Annotated in this window: 16 protein-coding genes; 8 read left to right on the top strand and 8 right to left on the bottom strand. The window is 37.5% G+C overall.

Annotated features, from left to right (window positions below; genetic code table 11):
• Positions 1 to 65 precede the first annotated feature (65 nt).
• Positions 66 to 389, top strand: a complete 324-nt coding sequence (locus tag LW137_RS03720; protein ID WP_233033315.1) for a hypothetical protein — start codon at positions 66 to 68, stop codon at positions 387 to 389.
• A 66-nt stretch (positions 390 to 455) separates the two neighbouring features.
• Positions 456 to 1,070 carry a hypothetical protein gene (locus LW137_RS03715; RefSeq protein ID WP_233033313.1) on the top strand — a complete coding sequence of 205 codons (615 nt, stop codon included), beginning with the start codon at positions 456 to 458 and terminating at the stop codon, positions 1,068 to 1,070.
• Between the two features lie 318 nt (positions 1,071 to 1,388).
• Here the strand turns inward: LW137_RS03715 and LW137_RS03710 are convergent, their stop codons facing one another.
• Positions 1,389 to 1,955 (bottom strand): 5'-methylthioadenosine/S-adenosylhomocysteine nucleosidase family protein, encoded by a 567-nt coding sequence (locus LW137_RS03710; RefSeq protein WP_233033311.1) that lies wholly within the window; start codon positions 1,953 to 1,955, stop codon positions 1,389 to 1,391.
• A 61-nt stretch (positions 1,956 to 2,016) separates the two neighbouring features.
• Here LW137_RS03710 and rsmA point away from each other — a divergent pair, with 61 nt between their 5' ends.
• From rsmA to LW137_RS03695, 3 genes are read left to right on the top strand one after another with little or no spacing between them, the layout of a single operon-like run.
• Entirely contained in the window at positions 2,017 to 2,799 is a 783-nt protein-coding gene (gene rsmA, locus LW137_RS03705; RefSeq protein WP_233033309.1) for a 16S rRNA (adenine(1518)-N(6)/adenine(1519)-N(6))-dimethyltransferase RsmA, read from the top strand.
• A 12-nt stretch (positions 2,800 to 2,811) separates the two neighbouring features.
• Positions 2,812 to 4,827, top strand: a complete 2,016-nt coding sequence (locus LW137_RS03700) for a ribonuclease J (RefSeq protein WP_233033307.1) — start codon at positions 2,812 to 2,814, stop codon at positions 4,825 to 4,827.
• A 5-nt stretch (positions 4,828 to 4,832) separates the two neighbouring features.
• On the top strand, positions 4,833 to 5,783 hold the full coding sequence (locus LW137_RS03695; protein ID WP_233033304.1) for a KpsF/GutQ family sugar-phosphate isomerase: 951 nt from the start codon (positions 4,833 to 4,835) through the stop codon (positions 5,781 to 5,783).
• A 13-nt stretch (positions 5,784 to 5,796) separates the two neighbouring features.
• Here LW137_RS03695 and LW137_RS03690 read toward each other — a convergent pair whose 3' ends face one another.
• Genes LW137_RS03690 through glmS form a run of 5 tightly spaced genes read right to left on the bottom strand, consistent with a single transcriptional unit; the run spans position 5,797 to position 10,766 of the window.
• On the bottom strand, positions 5,797 to 6,387 hold the full coding sequence (locus tag LW137_RS03690) for an ABC-type transport auxiliary lipoprotein family protein (protein ID WP_233033302.1): 591 nt from the start codon (positions 6,385 to 6,387) through the stop codon (positions 5,797 to 5,799).
• Complete coding sequence (locus LW137_RS03685; protein ID WP_233033300.1) at positions 6,384 to 7,178, bottom strand: MlaD family protein; 795 nt, start codon at positions 7,176 to 7,178, stop codon at positions 6,384 to 6,386. Before LW137_RS03685 ends, LW137_RS03690 begins: the two co-directional genes overlap by 4 nt.
• Positions 7,163 to 7,918 (bottom strand): ABC transporter ATP-binding protein, encoded by a 756-nt coding sequence (locus tag LW137_RS03680; RefSeq protein ID WP_233033298.1) that lies wholly within the window; start codon positions 7,916 to 7,918, stop codon positions 7,163 to 7,165. The genes LW137_RS03685 and LW137_RS03680 overlap by 16 nt, the downstream gene beginning before the upstream one ends.
• The gene (locus tag LW137_RS03675) at positions 7,915 to 8,979 is read right to left on the bottom strand and encodes an MlaE family ABC transporter permease (protein ID WP_233033296.1); all 1,065 of its coding nucleotides are present in this window, start codon (positions 8,977 to 8,979) and stop codon (positions 7,915 to 7,917) included. The genes LW137_RS03680 and LW137_RS03675 overlap by 4 nt, the downstream gene beginning before the upstream one ends.
• A complete protein-coding gene (gene glmS / locus LW137_RS03670) occupies positions 8,979 to 10,766 on the bottom strand; it encodes a glutamine--fructose-6-phosphate transaminase (isomerizing) (protein WP_233033294.1) in 1,788 nt (595 codons plus the stop codon). Before glmS ends, LW137_RS03675 begins: the two co-directional genes overlap by 1 nt.
• Before the next feature lie 189 nt (positions 10,767 to 10,955).
• On the opposite strand from glmS, the gene LW137_RS03665 reads away from it, so the two are divergent.
• The 3 genes from LW137_RS03665 to LW137_RS03655 are packed head-to-tail and all read left to right on the top strand — an operon-like array spanning position 10,956 to position 13,408.
• Positions 10,956 to 11,867: a DMT family transporter gene (locus LW137_RS03665; protein ID WP_233033285.1), complete on the top strand. Its 912-nt coding sequence runs from the start codon at positions 10,956 to 10,958 to the stop codon at positions 11,865 to 11,867.
• On the top strand, positions 11,860 to 12,255 hold the full coding sequence (locus LW137_RS03660) for a CoA-binding protein (protein ID WP_233033283.1): 396 nt from the start codon (positions 11,860 to 11,862) through the stop codon (positions 12,253 to 12,255). The genes LW137_RS03665 and LW137_RS03660 overlap by 8 nt, the downstream gene beginning before the upstream one ends.
• The gene (locus tag LW137_RS03655; RefSeq protein ID WP_233033282.1) at positions 12,245 to 13,408 is read left to right on the top strand and encodes a hypothetical protein; all 1,164 of its coding nucleotides are present in this window, start codon (positions 12,245 to 12,247) and stop codon (positions 13,406 to 13,408) included. The genes LW137_RS03660 and LW137_RS03655 overlap by 11 nt, the downstream gene beginning before the upstream one ends.
• Here LW137_RS03655 and pssA read toward each other — a convergent pair.
• Positions 13,402 to 14,160: a CDP-diacylglycerol--serine O-phosphatidyltransferase gene (gene pssA / locus LW137_RS03650; RefSeq protein WP_233033280.1), complete on the bottom strand. Its 759-nt coding sequence runs from the start codon at positions 14,158 to 14,160 to the stop codon at positions 13,402 to 13,404. The two genes, LW137_RS03655 and pssA, sit on opposite strands and share 7 nt — an antisense overlap.
• Complete coding sequence (locus tag LW137_RS03645) at positions 14,150 to 14,749, bottom strand: phosphatidylserine decarboxylase (RefSeq protein WP_233033278.1); 600 nt, start codon at positions 14,747 to 14,749, stop codon at positions 14,150 to 14,152. The genes pssA and LW137_RS03645 overlap by 11 nt, the downstream gene beginning before the upstream one ends.
• Positions 14,750 to 14,759 lie beyond the last annotated feature (10 nt).

Genomic DNA, 14,759 nt, shown 5'->3' with positions numbered 1-14,759 from the left:
AGAGGAGGGCATGATATCATTTTTGTTCTCAATAATAAAAAACCACCATAGAAAAAGGAGAAAAAATGAGAGTAAAAACACTACTTCTTGTCGCTTTATTGGCTTCTAATTTATCTGCCCTCCCCTCACAATGCTATGACGCTATGTCTGGAAGTTATGATCTGCAAACAGACGAAGAAAAACCCTTGAAAAGGGATAAACTCAAATTATATTTCAAACAAGAAGGGAAAGATTTTTTAGTTTCCGGTAATCAACACAATTGGAATCCACTTGTGATGATTGCAAACAATGAAGAAAATGCTCAATTTCTTGAACCTATTAGTGCTGGTGTTGTTCTCTATACCTATCACAAAAGAATTAAAAAAAATGGTGATTCAAAAAAGTTATAGCTATCCATTAGTTGGCTCAATGATTATTACAGCTGTTTTGAATAAGTGCATTGAATAGGAGATAAAATGGAAAGATTTTCACTATATGAAAAAGATAATGTTTTAAGGACAATTTGTGAATACCTAAAAACAACAAATATTGAAACTCAATATTTTGATAGTTATTTTGAATTTCTTGATTTTTTTCACAATATTGGAGTTTTTGACTATCATTTTTTTACTATTGGTGCTTACTTGATTTATGGTTGGATGCCAACAATTCCAAATATAAGCATTACCCAAGAAGCAATCAACACCCTAAACAAAGCAAAACAAGAAGAGCCATTAAATTACTCTGATTATTTTTACCTTGTAAAAAGTGTCAATAATTCAATCGTTGGAGCTTCAAAGATTCTGCATTTTGTGAATCCAAAGGAATATCCAATATTTGATAGTCGTATCAAGAGCTTTTTTGCAAAAAACTTTCTTATTGAGGACATTTACAAAAAGACTTACAATGATAAGAAAAAAGAAATCAATCAATATCTTATCTATAAGACACTTTGTGAAGAAATTATTGAAATGGATCCTTTTCAAAAAATCTTTAATGCCGTTTCAAATGCCTATCCAATCACAGCAAAATTTACAAAAATGAGAATGCTAGAAAATCTATTTTTTAGTTTCGACAAGAACTCAAAATAATCTCGCCTTGGGCTAATGAAATTTTTGGGGAATAGACAAGGCAGGAGTGCCTTGTCCCACTAAAATGAATAAGCCCAAGATTGGCGAGGCTCTCCCCTTATTTGCAAAAAGAAAGGAGTGACACTTTCTTTTTGCAAATAAGGGGAGCGGGGAGGGAATAAACCTTTTTCTTTGGGGAACAATGCTTTGGGAGAAACTTTTTAGAAAAAACTCTCAGGAAAAATTCTTTGAGAAATTCTTAGGGAAACAAACCTTTAAAAACAAATTTTAGAGAAAATCCAAAAGAATATGCCAGAGAAATCGACCAAAACAACTCCTCTAAAAACCAATATTTGCAATCACCCCTCTCAATCTCCCCATCACATCTCTCCTATTCCCCACAAACTCCTGATGAGCATTCTCGCCACAATAATTACTCACACAAAACACCCCAATAGCAGGGATCTCAAAAGCATTTGCCACGCTTAGCACAGAAAAAAACTCCATATTCTCTAGCAAGATTCCCCTCTCTTTCATTCTATAAGCATGTTGAATATCTGTCGTGATATAGTTACTTGAATTGACTACAGCCTCTTGCAATCCAAGAGATTTGATTCTCTGAATTGTTTCATGTGAAACATCTTTTAAGGTGCAAATACGATTTTTAATTGGAGTATAACCCCCTCCAAGCAAAGCACTAGATTCAATCTGAGTAGCATGATCGCCAATCCAAAGCTCAAGCAATGGGAGTCCCAAATCATAACTCCCAGCACTTCCTACAAAAATCAAACAATCAGGCTTTTTCTCCAAACAAAGCCGAGTAAGATAAATTGAGCTTTGAATCAATCCAACACCAATCTTTTGAGCAAACTCAAACTCTTCACCATTCCCAGCACATACAAACATACTTTTCTCCAAATCCTTACAAAAAAACGATACAATCCAAGATAAAAGGATTATATAAGGCGTGAATTATAAAGCAAAAAAGAAATTTGGTCAGAATTTCCTCAAAGATCAAGGATATCTCAACCAAATCATCGAAGCGATTCCCCTCACACAATCACAATTGATTGAAATCGGGATTGGCTTGGGTGATCTGACAGATAGGCTACTCAAAGTCCACAATTTGATAGCTTATGAAGTTGATAGGGACTTATGTTCTTTGCTTAGCGATAGACACCAAAAAACGATAGAAGATCAGCAACTAAAACTCATTTGTTGCGATGTAATGGAGCTTAAAAGTCAAATAGCTTGGCTACATCCAACTTCATATTTTTTGGTTTCAAATCTTCCTTATTATATTGCAACGCATATTGTTCTGCGATTATTGAGAGATTGCGTATGTGAAGGTTTTGTCGTAATGACACAAAAAGAAGTAGCGCAGAAATTTTGTGCCAATGTTATGGAAAAGGAATTCTGTGCTTTGAGTGTTATTGCTCAAAGTGTTGGAAATATTGAGCTTTTATTTGAAGTTCCGCCTTTTGCCTTTGAACCTGCTCCAAAGGTAACTTCGGCTGTTTTTAAGGTTACAAAAGCCAAACATCATCCAACACTGGAGGAATTAGAAAGATTGGAAAATCTTCTTAAAATTTCTTTTTCTTCTCCTCGCAAAAAACTAGCAAAGAATCTCCTACAAGTCTATCCAAAGCAAAACATCTATAAGGCATTTCTTGCTTTAAATCTTGAGGAAAATATAAGACCTCACGAAGTCTCAACTTCGCTTTATCACCAACTTTTGAATTTTTTATAAGAGGTTGAAATAATGGAAAAAACAGAAAATCTTGAAAAAAAGCGACATTTTTCGCGAAATCAAAACAATAAACATCAAGGAAAAACAACACCAAATGAAAAAGGACAAGAGAGAAGAAATCAAAATTCCTCAACTCAAGGCCATCCATCCAATGCAAATTCTTCCAAAAAACCAAGAAGATGGTCTGGAAAAAATCCCAATACGCACTCATCTAAAAAACAAGAAAATGTTTCTACAAATGGTGTAAGTGAAATTGCAAACGTCAATGAAAAAGGGAATCTTCACCTCCACAGAGAACTCCGAAAAAGCGTGGATTCCAACACAAAGATACAAAAAAATAGTCTCAACCCTCACTATAAACTCAATCTCAACTCCAAAGCCAAAGTAAGAATTACTCCTCTTGGAGGGCTTGGAGAAATTGGGGGAAATATGACTGTTATTGAAACAGAAAAGTCAGCAATTGTGATTGATGTAGGGATGAGCTTTCCTGATGAAACAATGCCTGGTGTCGATATTCTTGTCCCCGATTTCAGCTATCTTCAAGCAATCAAAGATAAAATCCAAGCCGTCATCATCACACATGCCCACGAAGACCATATTGGAGCGGTGCCCTATCTTTATAAGCAAATGCAATTTCCTCTATATGGGACACCTCTCCCTCTTGGTATGATTAGCGCCAAATTTGATGAGCATGGCCTCAAGAAATACCGCTCCCTCTTTAGAAGCGTCGAAAAACGCAAGCCTATCAAAATTGGAGATTTTGAGATTGAATGGATTCATATCACCCACTCAGTCATTGATGCCTCAGCCCTTGCTATTCGAACAGAAGCAGGTGTCATTCTTCATACTGGAGACTTCAAAATAGACCACACTCCAATTGATGGACTCCCAACAGATTTGCATCGCTTAGCTCATTATGGCGAAGAAGGAGTTATGGTTTTGCTAAGCGATAGCACAAATTCTCACAAAAGTGGTGTTACCCCCAGTGAAGCAATCGTTGGACCAACCTTTGATCAACTTTTTAAAAGCGCAGAAGGTCGCGTCATTATGAGCACCTTTAGTTCCAACATTCATCGAGTTTATCAAGCGATCAATTTTGGAATCAAATACAAAAGAAAAGTGGCTGTTATCGGAAGATCAATGGAGAAAAATCTCGAAATTGCAAGAGAATTGGGCTATATCAATCTTCCCCAAGGAATCTTTATCGAAGCTCATGAGGTAGAAAAATATCCAGATGAAGAAGTCCTTATTGTCACTACAGGTTCTCAGGGTGAAACTATGAGTGCACTCTATCGAATGGCAACAGATGAGCATCGCCATATCAAAATCAAACCCACAGATCTCATTATTATTTCTGCCAAAGCAATTCCAGGAAATGAGGGATCAGTATCTGCTGTTATCAATCACCTGCAAAAAAGTGGGGCAAGAGTTGCCTACCAAGATTTTAGCGAGATTCATGTAAGCGGGCATGCCGCACAAGAAGAGCAAAAACTAATGCTTAGGCTTATTAAACCCAAATTCTTCCTTCCTGTGCATGGAGAATACAATCACATTGCTAAGCACAAAGACACAGCAATCAAATGTGGCGTGCCAGAGCGCAATATCTATCTTATGGAAGATGGGGACCAAGTTGAGGTCAATCCAAACTATATGCGAAAAGTGCGTTCTGTCAAAACAGGAAAAACCTTTATTGACAATCAAGCCGATAGAGTCATTGATTACAACATTGTTGTGGATCGTCAAAATCTATCCAATGATGGCACTCTTTCAATTAGTGCCAGAATCGATAAGAAAAAACTTGATTTCTGCGATGAGGTTCGAGTCACTAGTTTTGGTCTAATTAGCGCAAAAGAGGAGAAACATCTTGCAAAGGAAATCCAAGAAACTCTTCTTTTGATGATAAAGGCGTTCAAAAAAGACATCACGCCCAAAAATCTTGAAACAGAAGCAAGAAATATTCTTAAGAAATTTTTATTCAAAAAATATAAAAAATATCCTCTTATGGCAATTAACTTTTTTGTGGATTAAGTGCAATGTTAGAGACTGTAAAAGAGGTTTTAAAACAAGAAGCGCAAGCTTTGCTTGATGCTTCTTTGGATGAATATCAACTCCAATGCATCATAGATTGCATTCTTCATACCCAAGGAAAATTAGTCATTATGGGCGTAGGGAAAAGTGGTCTCATTGGAGCAAAAATCGCAGCAACACTTGCAAGCACCGGCACACCAAGCTTCTTTGTTCACCCTACTGAAGCTTTGCATGGGGATTTGGGAATGATTGAATCTAAAGATTCTGTTTTGGCAATTAGCTACAGCGGAGAAAGCGATGAGCTCAAAGTCGTCCTCCCTCACATCAAAGCCAAAGGATGCAAAATCATCACCATGACAAAAAATCCTACAAGCTCAATTTCCAAGCTCGGAGATTTTTTTCTAAGCATTGCTATAGAAAGGGAGGCCTGCCCGCTCAATGTTGCACCCACCACTTCTACAACACTCACTCTTGCACTGGGGGATGCTCTAGCTGTATGCCTTATGAAAAAGCGCAATTTTACACATCAAGATTTTGCAACATTTCACCCTGGAGGAAGTTTGGGGAAACGCTTATTTGTCAAGGTTAAAGATCTAATGCAAACAAACAACCTTCCTATCATCTCTCCTCAAACCCCACTCAAAGAAGCAATTGTTGTAATGAGCGAGGCACGATTGGGTAGTGCTCTAATCGTTCAAGATCACACTTTGATTGCTGTTTTGAGCGATGGAGATCTTAGAAGAGCAATGATGCAGGAAGATTTTGATCTTCATACTCCTGCCTTGCATTTTGCATCCAAAACACCCAAGGTATGCCAAAATCCAAATCTTCTCGCCTATGAGGCGCTAAAAATTATGGAAGCATGTAAGATCCAAGTTCTTGCTATTGTTGATGAGCAATACTCAATTATAGGAATCTTGCACTTGCACACCCTCATTGAAGCGGGGATTAAATAAAGTCCCTCTTCTTTTATCTCTCTTGCGTTTCTTGCAACACTTTAATTCTTTGCGCAAGTCTTAGACTAATAGATTGTATAGCTTTTTTAAAAGATGCAACATAATGCTCTGAGGGCTCTTTCTCTTCAATAAATCCACTTTCCAAAACTCTAAATTCCTTGAGGTCCAAAAACTCATAAAATAACCCCAAATGCACAAAATCCTCATTTGCTTCTTGAGAAATCTCAAAATTCAAGATTTCCAATTTAAGCAAGTAATCATTTTTGATTCCACCAAATGGAGGAAGGGAAACCTTGATGCATTGTGCATTAAACTGCTCAATGATTGCTTTCTTAAAAAGATTCTTAGGAGTATCAATCCAGGCCATTTTGGGAACTTTGACCACTTCACCACTGCTTTTTTTCATCATCAAGCTTTGATCCTCATAAATATTGAGTGATCGAATCTCTGCAATCCCTACATAATATGGCGATGCTTGACACTTTTGACTTTTGTTTAGGTTCAAATCCAAATCAAAGTAGCTCACTTCGGGCAATGGTGTTTTTAGACTAAAACATCCGCTCAACATCATTCCAAGAAGAAAAATCAAATAGTGCTTTTTCATTTTTTTGCTCCTTGTTGTCTTTGTCCAAAAATTGCCTCATAGGGGCTTTTTTCCAATCGATCCAACAAAAGATTGGCTTTTGAAAAGAATCGGTTCATCTCACTTAGACTATTTTCCACCCCTAGCATTGTTGGAGCAATAATTGAGCGGACATTATAATCTCCACGCTGAAGACTTGCATTGATATTGGATATCGCTTCATTTGCTGTAATGCTTAAAGTATTGATATTTTTTCTTGTTTCTTCCAGGTTGTGCAAAAGCACCTTAAGTGAGAGAATGATTTCTTGGATATTTTTACCATTCTCATCTGCAAACATTGATTTGATTTCAGCAATAATCTCTCTTGCATCGCCTCCACTTTTATCTATATTTTCAAGCAATTTCCCCATAAAGCCTTTTTGATAGCATAGCTCTGCTCCATCTTGCAAAATCTCTCCAGATCCCTGCTCAAGGTGCAAAAAATTTCCTCCAGCCAAACCTTGACTTTCAACGCTCACACAAGCATTTTGGTATAACTTCAAAGCAGAATCAATTAGCATTTTAATCTCAATCAGATTCATATCCCCCTTTTTAAATCCGATTGATTGCACTTTTCCAACCAAAATCCCTTTATAGCGAATACCCGTCCCTTCACTTACTCCGGATAATCCCTCACTTGAATAAGCCACATAAGACTGATACTTCGTCTTATCCAAGTTTTCACCACTCATCCAAAGAATAAAACCAACCATTGCAATCACAACAAACAAAAACAATCCACCAATATAGGTGAAATTTACATTTTTTTCCATATTCTTCTTCCTCTCTTGCACTCAAACAATTCACCAGCACTATTTATCTCACTCATCGAGGCAAGAGTGCCATCAAATACAATTTTTTGCTGCTCCAATACAATAAAACGATCCATACAATCCCTGACAGAATCCAAATCGTGCGTCACCATTACAATGGTAATTCCAAGCAATTCTCTTAATTTTAAAATAAGTTCATCAAATTTTTCGCTACTTGCTGGATCAAGTCCACTTGTTGGCTCATCCAAAAATAAAATCTCTGGACTTAAAGATAGGGCTCTAGCTAAAGCTACGCGTTTTTTCATCCCTCCACTCAACTCATAAGGATAGAGCGAACAAACATGAGGAGGCAATCCCACCAACGAAAGCCACATTTTTGAATTTTCATCAATAATCTTTTTGGGATAATCAGAATACTCACTCAATAAAATCCCCACATTTTCCAAAACACTCATTGAGCTAAATAAAGCACCAAATTGAAACAATACGCCACATCGCCTCAATAGACGTTCTTGCTTGGGGATTGACAAAAGGGCAACATTTTCATCAAAGATAAAAACTTCTCCCCCCTTAATAGGATTGAGAAATAAAAGTGTGCGTAACAATGTGCTTTTTCCACTTCCACTTCCGCCCAAGATTCCAAAAATCTCTCCACGGCCCACTTCAAAACTAATATCATCATGGATGATGCGTTGGCCAAATTGTGTGATGAGATGACTGACCTTGATGATTGTATTCACACATTCAACCTTGTAAAAATAATTGAAAAAATCGCATTCACAACGATAATCCAAAATAGAGCATTCACAACACTAATAGTTGTATATTTCCCCACAGATTGCGTATCTCCAATAATCTGAAATCCCCTATAACAACCAACAAGAGCAATCACTCCTCCAAAAAATGGAGATTTAATCACTCCCACCCATAAATGAGAAAGATCTACATATTCATAAAATCGTTCAATATACTGAGAAAAAGCAATGCCTGTTTGTATCTTAATCACCAGAGCACTTGCAAACAATGAGGCAATATCAGCCAAAAACACAAGCAAGGGCATTGCAATCACAAGAGCCAAAAACCTTGGAATCACAACAAAACGATACCAATCAAATCCCATAATTTTCATTGCATCAAGCTCTTCTGTGATACGCATAACCCCAATTTGAGCAGCAAAAGAAGAGGCACTTCTTCCTGCGATCACAAGCGCCAAGATAAAAGGACCCATCTCCCTTAAAGCAAGCTTTGCCATTGTCTCAACACTTGCAAGAGGAACACCCATTTTTTGAAGCTGAATCACCCCCTGCAAACTAATCGCCGCACTCACAATTGCACAAGTTGAAAGCCCTACAGGAAGAGCTTTGAAGCCAGAATTATTGATATGAAAAAGCAATGAAGAAAAGCGCAAAAGAGTAGGTTGGAGCAGCGTGCGAAAAAGATTAAAAACAAAAAGTCCAAAAAAATGACAAAAATCAATCAATCCTTCCCACAAGCCATACACCCAACATCCAAGCGAATATAAAACGGTTTGCTTTTGTTGTTTGGCAATAAAGCCTTCACGATGCACAATGAGCTTAAAAATCTCTTCATATTCTTGGCGTGCATGCAAAAGCTCATAAGAAAGACCTCTTTTTTTAAGCACCTCATCTAGATAAATTGCAAATGAAAAATCAAGCTTTTCTAGTTTTGAACAATCTAGCCAAATTTTATCAACCCCCTCCATAGTGGGAATCTGTTTGCGCGCTTGGAAATCACACACACCTTCTAAAAACAAAGTCTGACTGCTTGCCTGAAAAGTCATTATTCAACCGTGACGCTTTTAGCCAAATTTCTTGGCATATCCACATCGCTTCCTACGCGTACAGCTACCTCAAGGGCAAACAACTGCAAGGCAACCATCATCGAAAAGAACTCCTCCATATAATGAGAGCAGGGTGAAATATAAAGCATATCATCTGCCCCATCAAATTCCTTTGCACTAAGAGCACAAATCGTCGCATCTCTTGCACTAAGCTCTTCAACATTGCTTTTAATCTTTTCATAAAGCAAATGTTCAGGCATCAAAGCTACCGTAAAAAGCTCAGAATCTGCCAAAGCAATAGGCCCATGCTTCATCTCTCCGCTGGGATATCCCTCTGCATGCAAATAACTAATCTCTTTTAGCTTAAGGGCCGATTCTAGGGCAAGGGGATAAAACACATCGCGACCAATAAAGAAAAATCCATGTCCATGCAAATACCTCTTTGAAAGCCTTTTGATTCTGTCGTGAAGCTTGTGAGAAACTTCTGTTTTTTTGGCACTCTCTACCATCACCTTGATCAATGTCTCTGCCTCGCTAGGAGCCAAAACACCTCTTCTTTGCCCCAAAAAAACACTCAAAAGCCACAACACCATCACCTGTGTCGCAAATGCCTTGGTTGAAGCAACTCCCTTTTCAATCCCTGCACGCGTCAAAAGCACCTCATCACACTCTCTTACAATCGAACTGTTATCTACATTACAAATTGCTAGAGTTTTGTTTCCAAATGTCTTGACATACTTAACCGCTTCAAGCGTGTCAAGCGTCTCTCCGCTCTGCGAAATTGCCACAAAAAGCTCATTTTTCTTCAAAATAGGATTGGCATAACGAAATTCACTTGCAATCACAACATTTGTTTTGATCTTCCCATAACGCTCCAAAAGGTATTTGCCAACCATTCCAGCATGATAGCTTGTCCCGCAAGCACAAATTGTAATCTCTTCAATCTCATCACAAAACTGCCCATCACGAAAGTCAAAGATCACCTTCCCCTCATTGGTCCTTCCCATCATTGATTCAAGCAAAACTGTGTGTTGCTCATAAATCTCTTTTTCCATAAAAAATCTAAATCCGTCTTTTTGGGCATATCCCTTATCTTGGTTAAGCTTTACAACCAAATCCAAACTCTCAAAGCCGTTTAAATCCATATAGCCCACACTTTGATCTTCAAGATAACTCACATCTGTTGCCAATCCAATCAAAGGGGCATCACTGCTAGCAAAAAATATCCCATCCTCACCCTTGCCAATAATCAAAGGAGAGGCGTTCTTGGCATAAAAAATCTTTTCGGGTTCTTTTTGTGTGATCAACAAAATTGCATAAGCACCCCTTAATTCTGCGATTGTTTGCTTGAAAGCTTCAAAAGTATCTGTAAAAGTTTTGAGCTTTTCCTCAAAAAGATGCACAATCACTTCCGTGTCAGTCTGAGATACAAAATGATGTCCTTTTTTTTCAAGACATTCTTTGATTTCTCGATGATTCTCAATAATCCCATTATGCACAACATTGCTAAAATCTGCAAAATGAGGGTGGGCATTGGCCTCTGTTGGCTTTCCATGTGTTGCCCAACGCGTATGACCAATGGCAACACCAAACCCACTAGATGCAAAAGTCTCACACTTTTTTTCTAGATTAACAAGCTTGCCAACAGCCTTAAAAGTATGCAGTTGCCCTTGGCTCAATACAGAAATTCCAGCACTATCATATCCACGATACTCAAGCTCTCTCAATCCCCCAATAATCAACTTCTTCTTCTCGAGGTTTCCGATATAGCCGACAATTCCGCACATACTAACCCTTTTGATTTGAATCTAAAATTGTAAATTTTACCCTAAGCATTATTTTTTTTTCAAATAAGATTCAGTGTCCAAAAACAAGAGAGGATTCTGTTTGAAAAAGTTTTAATTCATCTTGAATAAAATTTTCAAATCTCAATTCTCCTAGTGTTCAAAGTCCAAATACCCAAACAAAGGAAAAAAGTGAACTCTCAAAACTCCATCGGCTTGCTTTGTATGCTTTTGGCAAGCATCTTTTTCTCTCTTATGAATGCTTGCATCAAGATTTTAAGCCTCCATCTTAGCATTACGCAATGCATGCTTTTTCGATCAATACTAATGAGCATTTTCATCCTGTCTTTGCTTTTATTGAAACCGATACAAAAAACGCATACAAAAGGAGGATATGGACCTTTATTGATTCGAAGTGTTTTTGGCGCAGGATCGATGCTTTTGTTCTTTTATAATATTTCTACCATCTCTTTAGGAACAGCATCTACCTTTGCCCAGACTGTCCCGCTTTATGCTGTCTTTTTTTCTTATTTTTTTCTCAAAGAATCACTGCACCCCATTGTCTTTATCGCCACATTTATCGGATTTGCAGGGATTATTTTGATCTGCAATCCTGATTCTCAAATCCCCCTACCCAACATCATCATTGGGTTACTCAGCGGAATCACTGCAGCAATGGCTCTAGTAAGCGTAAGAGCATGCAGGCAATTTTTTGATGATAGGGTTATTATTTTGAGTTTTGGGATTATTGCAACACTTATGAGTTTAGGGGGGATTATTCTCCATCGCGCTCTTAGTTTTGATTTTCTTGCTTGGAATGAGATACCAAACAATATGTGGGTTTATATCATAGCAATGGGTATCACAGGTACATTGGGTCAGTACTTCATGACCAAAGCCTTTATGTTGGCTCCTGCTGGTCTTGTTTCTCCGCTAGACTATACAAAAATCATTTTTAGCCTCTTGTTGGGAATTATTTTGGGCGATCCCTTTCCTAATTTTCCAACACTTTTTGGCATCTTTTTGATTATTCTTTCAGGGTTGCTTATTGCCACTCCAGTCTTTTTAAATGATATTCGGGCAAAAAGGAAGCGAAATGATTAATTTTAAAAAGCTAAAAAATATTGCAATTGTTGGCCTTTCTCCAAATCCAGACAAACCAAGCTATCAAGTCGGCCTATATCTTCAAAATCAAGGCTATAACATTTTTCCCATCTATCCCAAAACACAAAAAATTTTAGGAATCCAAGCATTGCAAACAATCCAAGATCTCAAACATCTTCCCATTGAATGGGTTGTAATTTTTCGAAAAAGTGAAGTATGCGAGATGCTTGTTCAAGAAATTATTGATTTGCACTCTCCTAGCATTCAAGGAGTATGGTTACAATTAGGAATTCAAAACACAAAAGCCAAAGATCTAGCCCTTAAAAATGGACTAGAATTTGTCCAAAATCGTTGCATCAAGATTGAAAGAGAAAATTATGCGAATTAGGCTTTATCTTGCTTTCCTTATTCTTTTGAATGGATTGCTTCTAGGGATGATGATCGATCAGATTAGCATCAGTGCCAAAGAGGCTCAAGGAGTGCTTTCTCAAAGCCAATACCCCTATATATTTGCAAGGCTATTTCTTGACCTATTTGGATACAACGATTTTGCTCTTAGACTTCCTTTTTTGTTTGTCCATCTTTGCAATATCATCTTAATTTTTTCCCTCTCTCAATCCTATCTCAAGCATCCAACAGATTCTCTTTTGTGTGCCACTGTTTATGCATTTCTTCCAGGAATAGATATCACTGCTATCTTTGTAGGAAAAAGCGTCTTTATTTTATTCTTTGTGCTTATGCTTTGCTATCTTCACCTCAAGCAATACAAGTCCTTATTTTTTATCCTATGCACTTTGGCAAGCGTCATTGATTTTAGTTTTAGCGTCATCTTTTTGGCTCTTTTTTTACACGCCTTCCGCTTCAAGCACAACAAAACGCTCATCTTCTCGCTTTGTGGCTTCTCTCTAAATATGTATTTTTTCAAGCTTCCTATTGGCGGATCTCCAGATGGACACTTTTTGGATACCTTGGGACTACTTGCTTTGCTTTATTCACCATTTTTATTTATCTATTTTGTCTATACCCTCTATCGAGGAATCATTAAAAAAGAAAATAATCTGATGCTCTATATCAGCTCCACCTCTATTGCCTTTTCTTTGCTTCTATCTCTCAGACAAGAAGTTGATCTCCTTAGCTTTTTGCCCTTGAGCGCCGTTGGGCTTCCCATTGCAATCAAAGATTTCTTACACAATATACGCCTACGCCTTCCCAATTTCAGAAGAACCTATACACGAAGATTTTATGCTGTCTTGATTCCACTCATATGTGAGGTAGTGATTTTATTTGGCAATAAATTTCTGTTTATCTTGGATCCTAAGCGACATTTTTTAAGCAATTTTTATTTTGCAAAAGAACTAGCTTACACTCTCAAAAGCCAACAAATTCAAGAACTACAAACCTATCCCTCTCTTCAAAGACAGCTCCTATTTTATGGAATCAATCACTCTTCCTCTCCCACTCTCCAAGAGAGCCGTCAAGGAAAAATCAAAATTGATTATCTGGGGAAAACTGTCAAATCATATGAACTTATTTTTCAATAGGGCTTAATTTTGATTTTGCCGATAATCCACAACCATCGCACGATTCCATATGCAACATAACCGCTCATCGCGACAACAAGACTTTCAACAGGACGATAAACAACAATAGAGCAAGCAGTAAGCAGAATAATAAAAATTCTAAGATTCCACTGCACTTTTTTAAAAGAAGGATAGCGAATATTGCTAACCATTAAAATTCCAACAACAAAAATGCACACCAACAATAAGTATCCAAAAACAGGCGCAACAAAAACATCCATTCTGTTGTCTAAAAAATCCAATTTTGGAGCAGGGAACATCTTAAATAGCCCATAATGCTCATTCAATAAAACCCATGAAACCAAAAAAACAGCTGCTGCTGGGATAGGAAGGCCAATAAAAGAATTTGGCTCGCTTGAAGTGGTAATATTAAATCTCGCCAATCGAATCGCCCCAAAAACAACAAACAAGGCACAAATCACCATCCCCAATCTTCCATAATATTGACCAACATAAAAATATGTAAGCATAGCAGGCGCAACACCAAAGGCAACAACATCAGCCAAAGAATCAAGCTCTACCCCAAATTTTGAAGAAGTATTTGTCAAACGAGCAACACGACCATCTAAACCATCTAAAATCATTGAAAATACAATTGCCCAACAAGCAAGAGAAAAATCCTCTCTTGCTGCAGAAATAACGCTAATCATGGCCAAAAACATACTTCCTGCTGTAAAGGTATTAGGCAAGATATATAAAGGATTAATTTTCATTTAAATATCCTATAACGCTTTCTCCACCCTTGATTCTATCCCCAACATTGACCTTTAACTCAATTTTTTGAATCTGCATCTCCACTCTCCCAGCTTTCACAAAGCCCATTCTCTCTCCTCTTTCAAACTCACCTTGAGAATAAAAAGGCTCAATGCGAAAAAGATTTTGGGTTATACAGATTGAGTGACCCAAAAAAGACAAAGAAGAAACGGGTGAAAAAAAATCTCTTTTTTTAGAAAAAAAGAGAGGAACACCACAGGACTTAGAAAGTTGATAATTCTTTATTGCAATAGGCGATCGTAGCACTCCTACATTCATCGCACCAACTTCAATAACCACTTTTGTCTTATCGCCTTTGGCACAAATTTCAACAATCTTTCCATCAGCAGGAGCCAAGAATATATTTTCAGACAAATGAGTTGCCAAACGCTCTGGATTCCTAAAAGCAAACACCCACAAAGCAAAAAGAATTAAAAATAAGCAAGCTAGAAACTCAAAAGAAAGTATGGCGCTAAATATACATAAACCCAAAAGAATCAAAGCCCCCTTTTTTCCACCTTGTGCAATATAAAAAACTCGGGGACTCATTTTTCACTCC

It is taken from the genome of Helicobacter kayseriensis, from assembly GCF_021300655.1.
GTDB classification, from domain to species: Bacteria; Campylobacterota; Campylobacteria; order Campylobacterales; family Helicobacteraceae; genus Helicobacter_G; species Helicobacter_G kayseriensis.
The sequence above is the reverse complement of the archived record's forward strand: the minus strand, read 5'-3'. Positions and strand labels throughout refer to the sequence as shown.

Excerpts from the sequence above, each read along its gene's own strand:
- LW137_RS03645 (WP_233033278.1), bottom strand. The coding sequence starts at position 14,749 with ATGAGTCCCCGAGTTTTTTATATTGCACAAGGTGGAAAAAAGGGGGCT.
- LW137_RS03715 (WP_233033313.1), top strand. The coding sequence starts at position 456 with ATGGAAAGATTTTCACTATATGAAAAAGATAATGTTTTAAGGACAATT.
- LW137_RS03690 (WP_233033302.1), bottom strand. The coding sequence starts at position 6,387 with ATGAAAAAGCACTATTTGATTTTTCTTCTTGGAATGATGTTGAGCGGA.
- LW137_RS03675 (WP_233033296.1), bottom strand. The coding sequence starts at position 8,979 with ATGACTTTTCAGGCAAGCAGTCAGACTTTGTTTTTAGAAGGTGTGTGT.
- glmS (WP_233033294.1), bottom strand. The coding sequence starts at position 10,766 with ATGTGCGGAATTGTCGGCTATATCGGAAACCTCGAGAAGAAGAAGTTG.
- LW137_RS03710 (WP_233033311.1), bottom strand. The coding sequence starts at position 1,955 with ATGTTTGTATGTGCTGGGAATGGTGAAGAGTTTGAGTTTGCTCAAAAG.
- LW137_RS03695 (WP_233033304.1), top strand. The coding sequence starts at position 4,833 with ATGTTAGAGACTGTAAAAGAGGTTTTAAAACAAGAAGCGCAAGCTTTG.
- LW137_RS03685 (WP_233033300.1), bottom strand. The coding sequence starts at position 7,178 with ATGGAAAAAAATGTAAATTTCACCTATATTGGTGGATTGTTTTTGTTT.
- LW137_RS03720 (WP_233033315.1), top strand. The coding sequence starts at position 66 with ATGAGAGTAAAAACACTACTTCTTGTCGCTTTATTGGCTTCTAATTTA.
- pssA (WP_233033280.1), bottom strand. The coding sequence starts at position 14,160 with ATGAAAATTAATCCTTTATATATCTTGCCTAATACCTTTACAGCAGGA.
- LW137_RS03700 (WP_233033307.1), top strand. The coding sequence starts at position 2,812 with ATGGAAAAAACAGAAAATCTTGAAAAAAAGCGACATTTTTCGCGAAAT.
- LW137_RS03655 (WP_233033282.1), top strand. The coding sequence starts at position 12,245 with ATGCGAATTAGGCTTTATCTTGCTTTCCTTATTCTTTTGAATGGATTG.
- LW137_RS03660 (WP_233033283.1), top strand. The coding sequence starts at position 11,860 with ATGATTAATTTTAAAAAGCTAAAAAATATTGCAATTGTTGGCCTTTCT.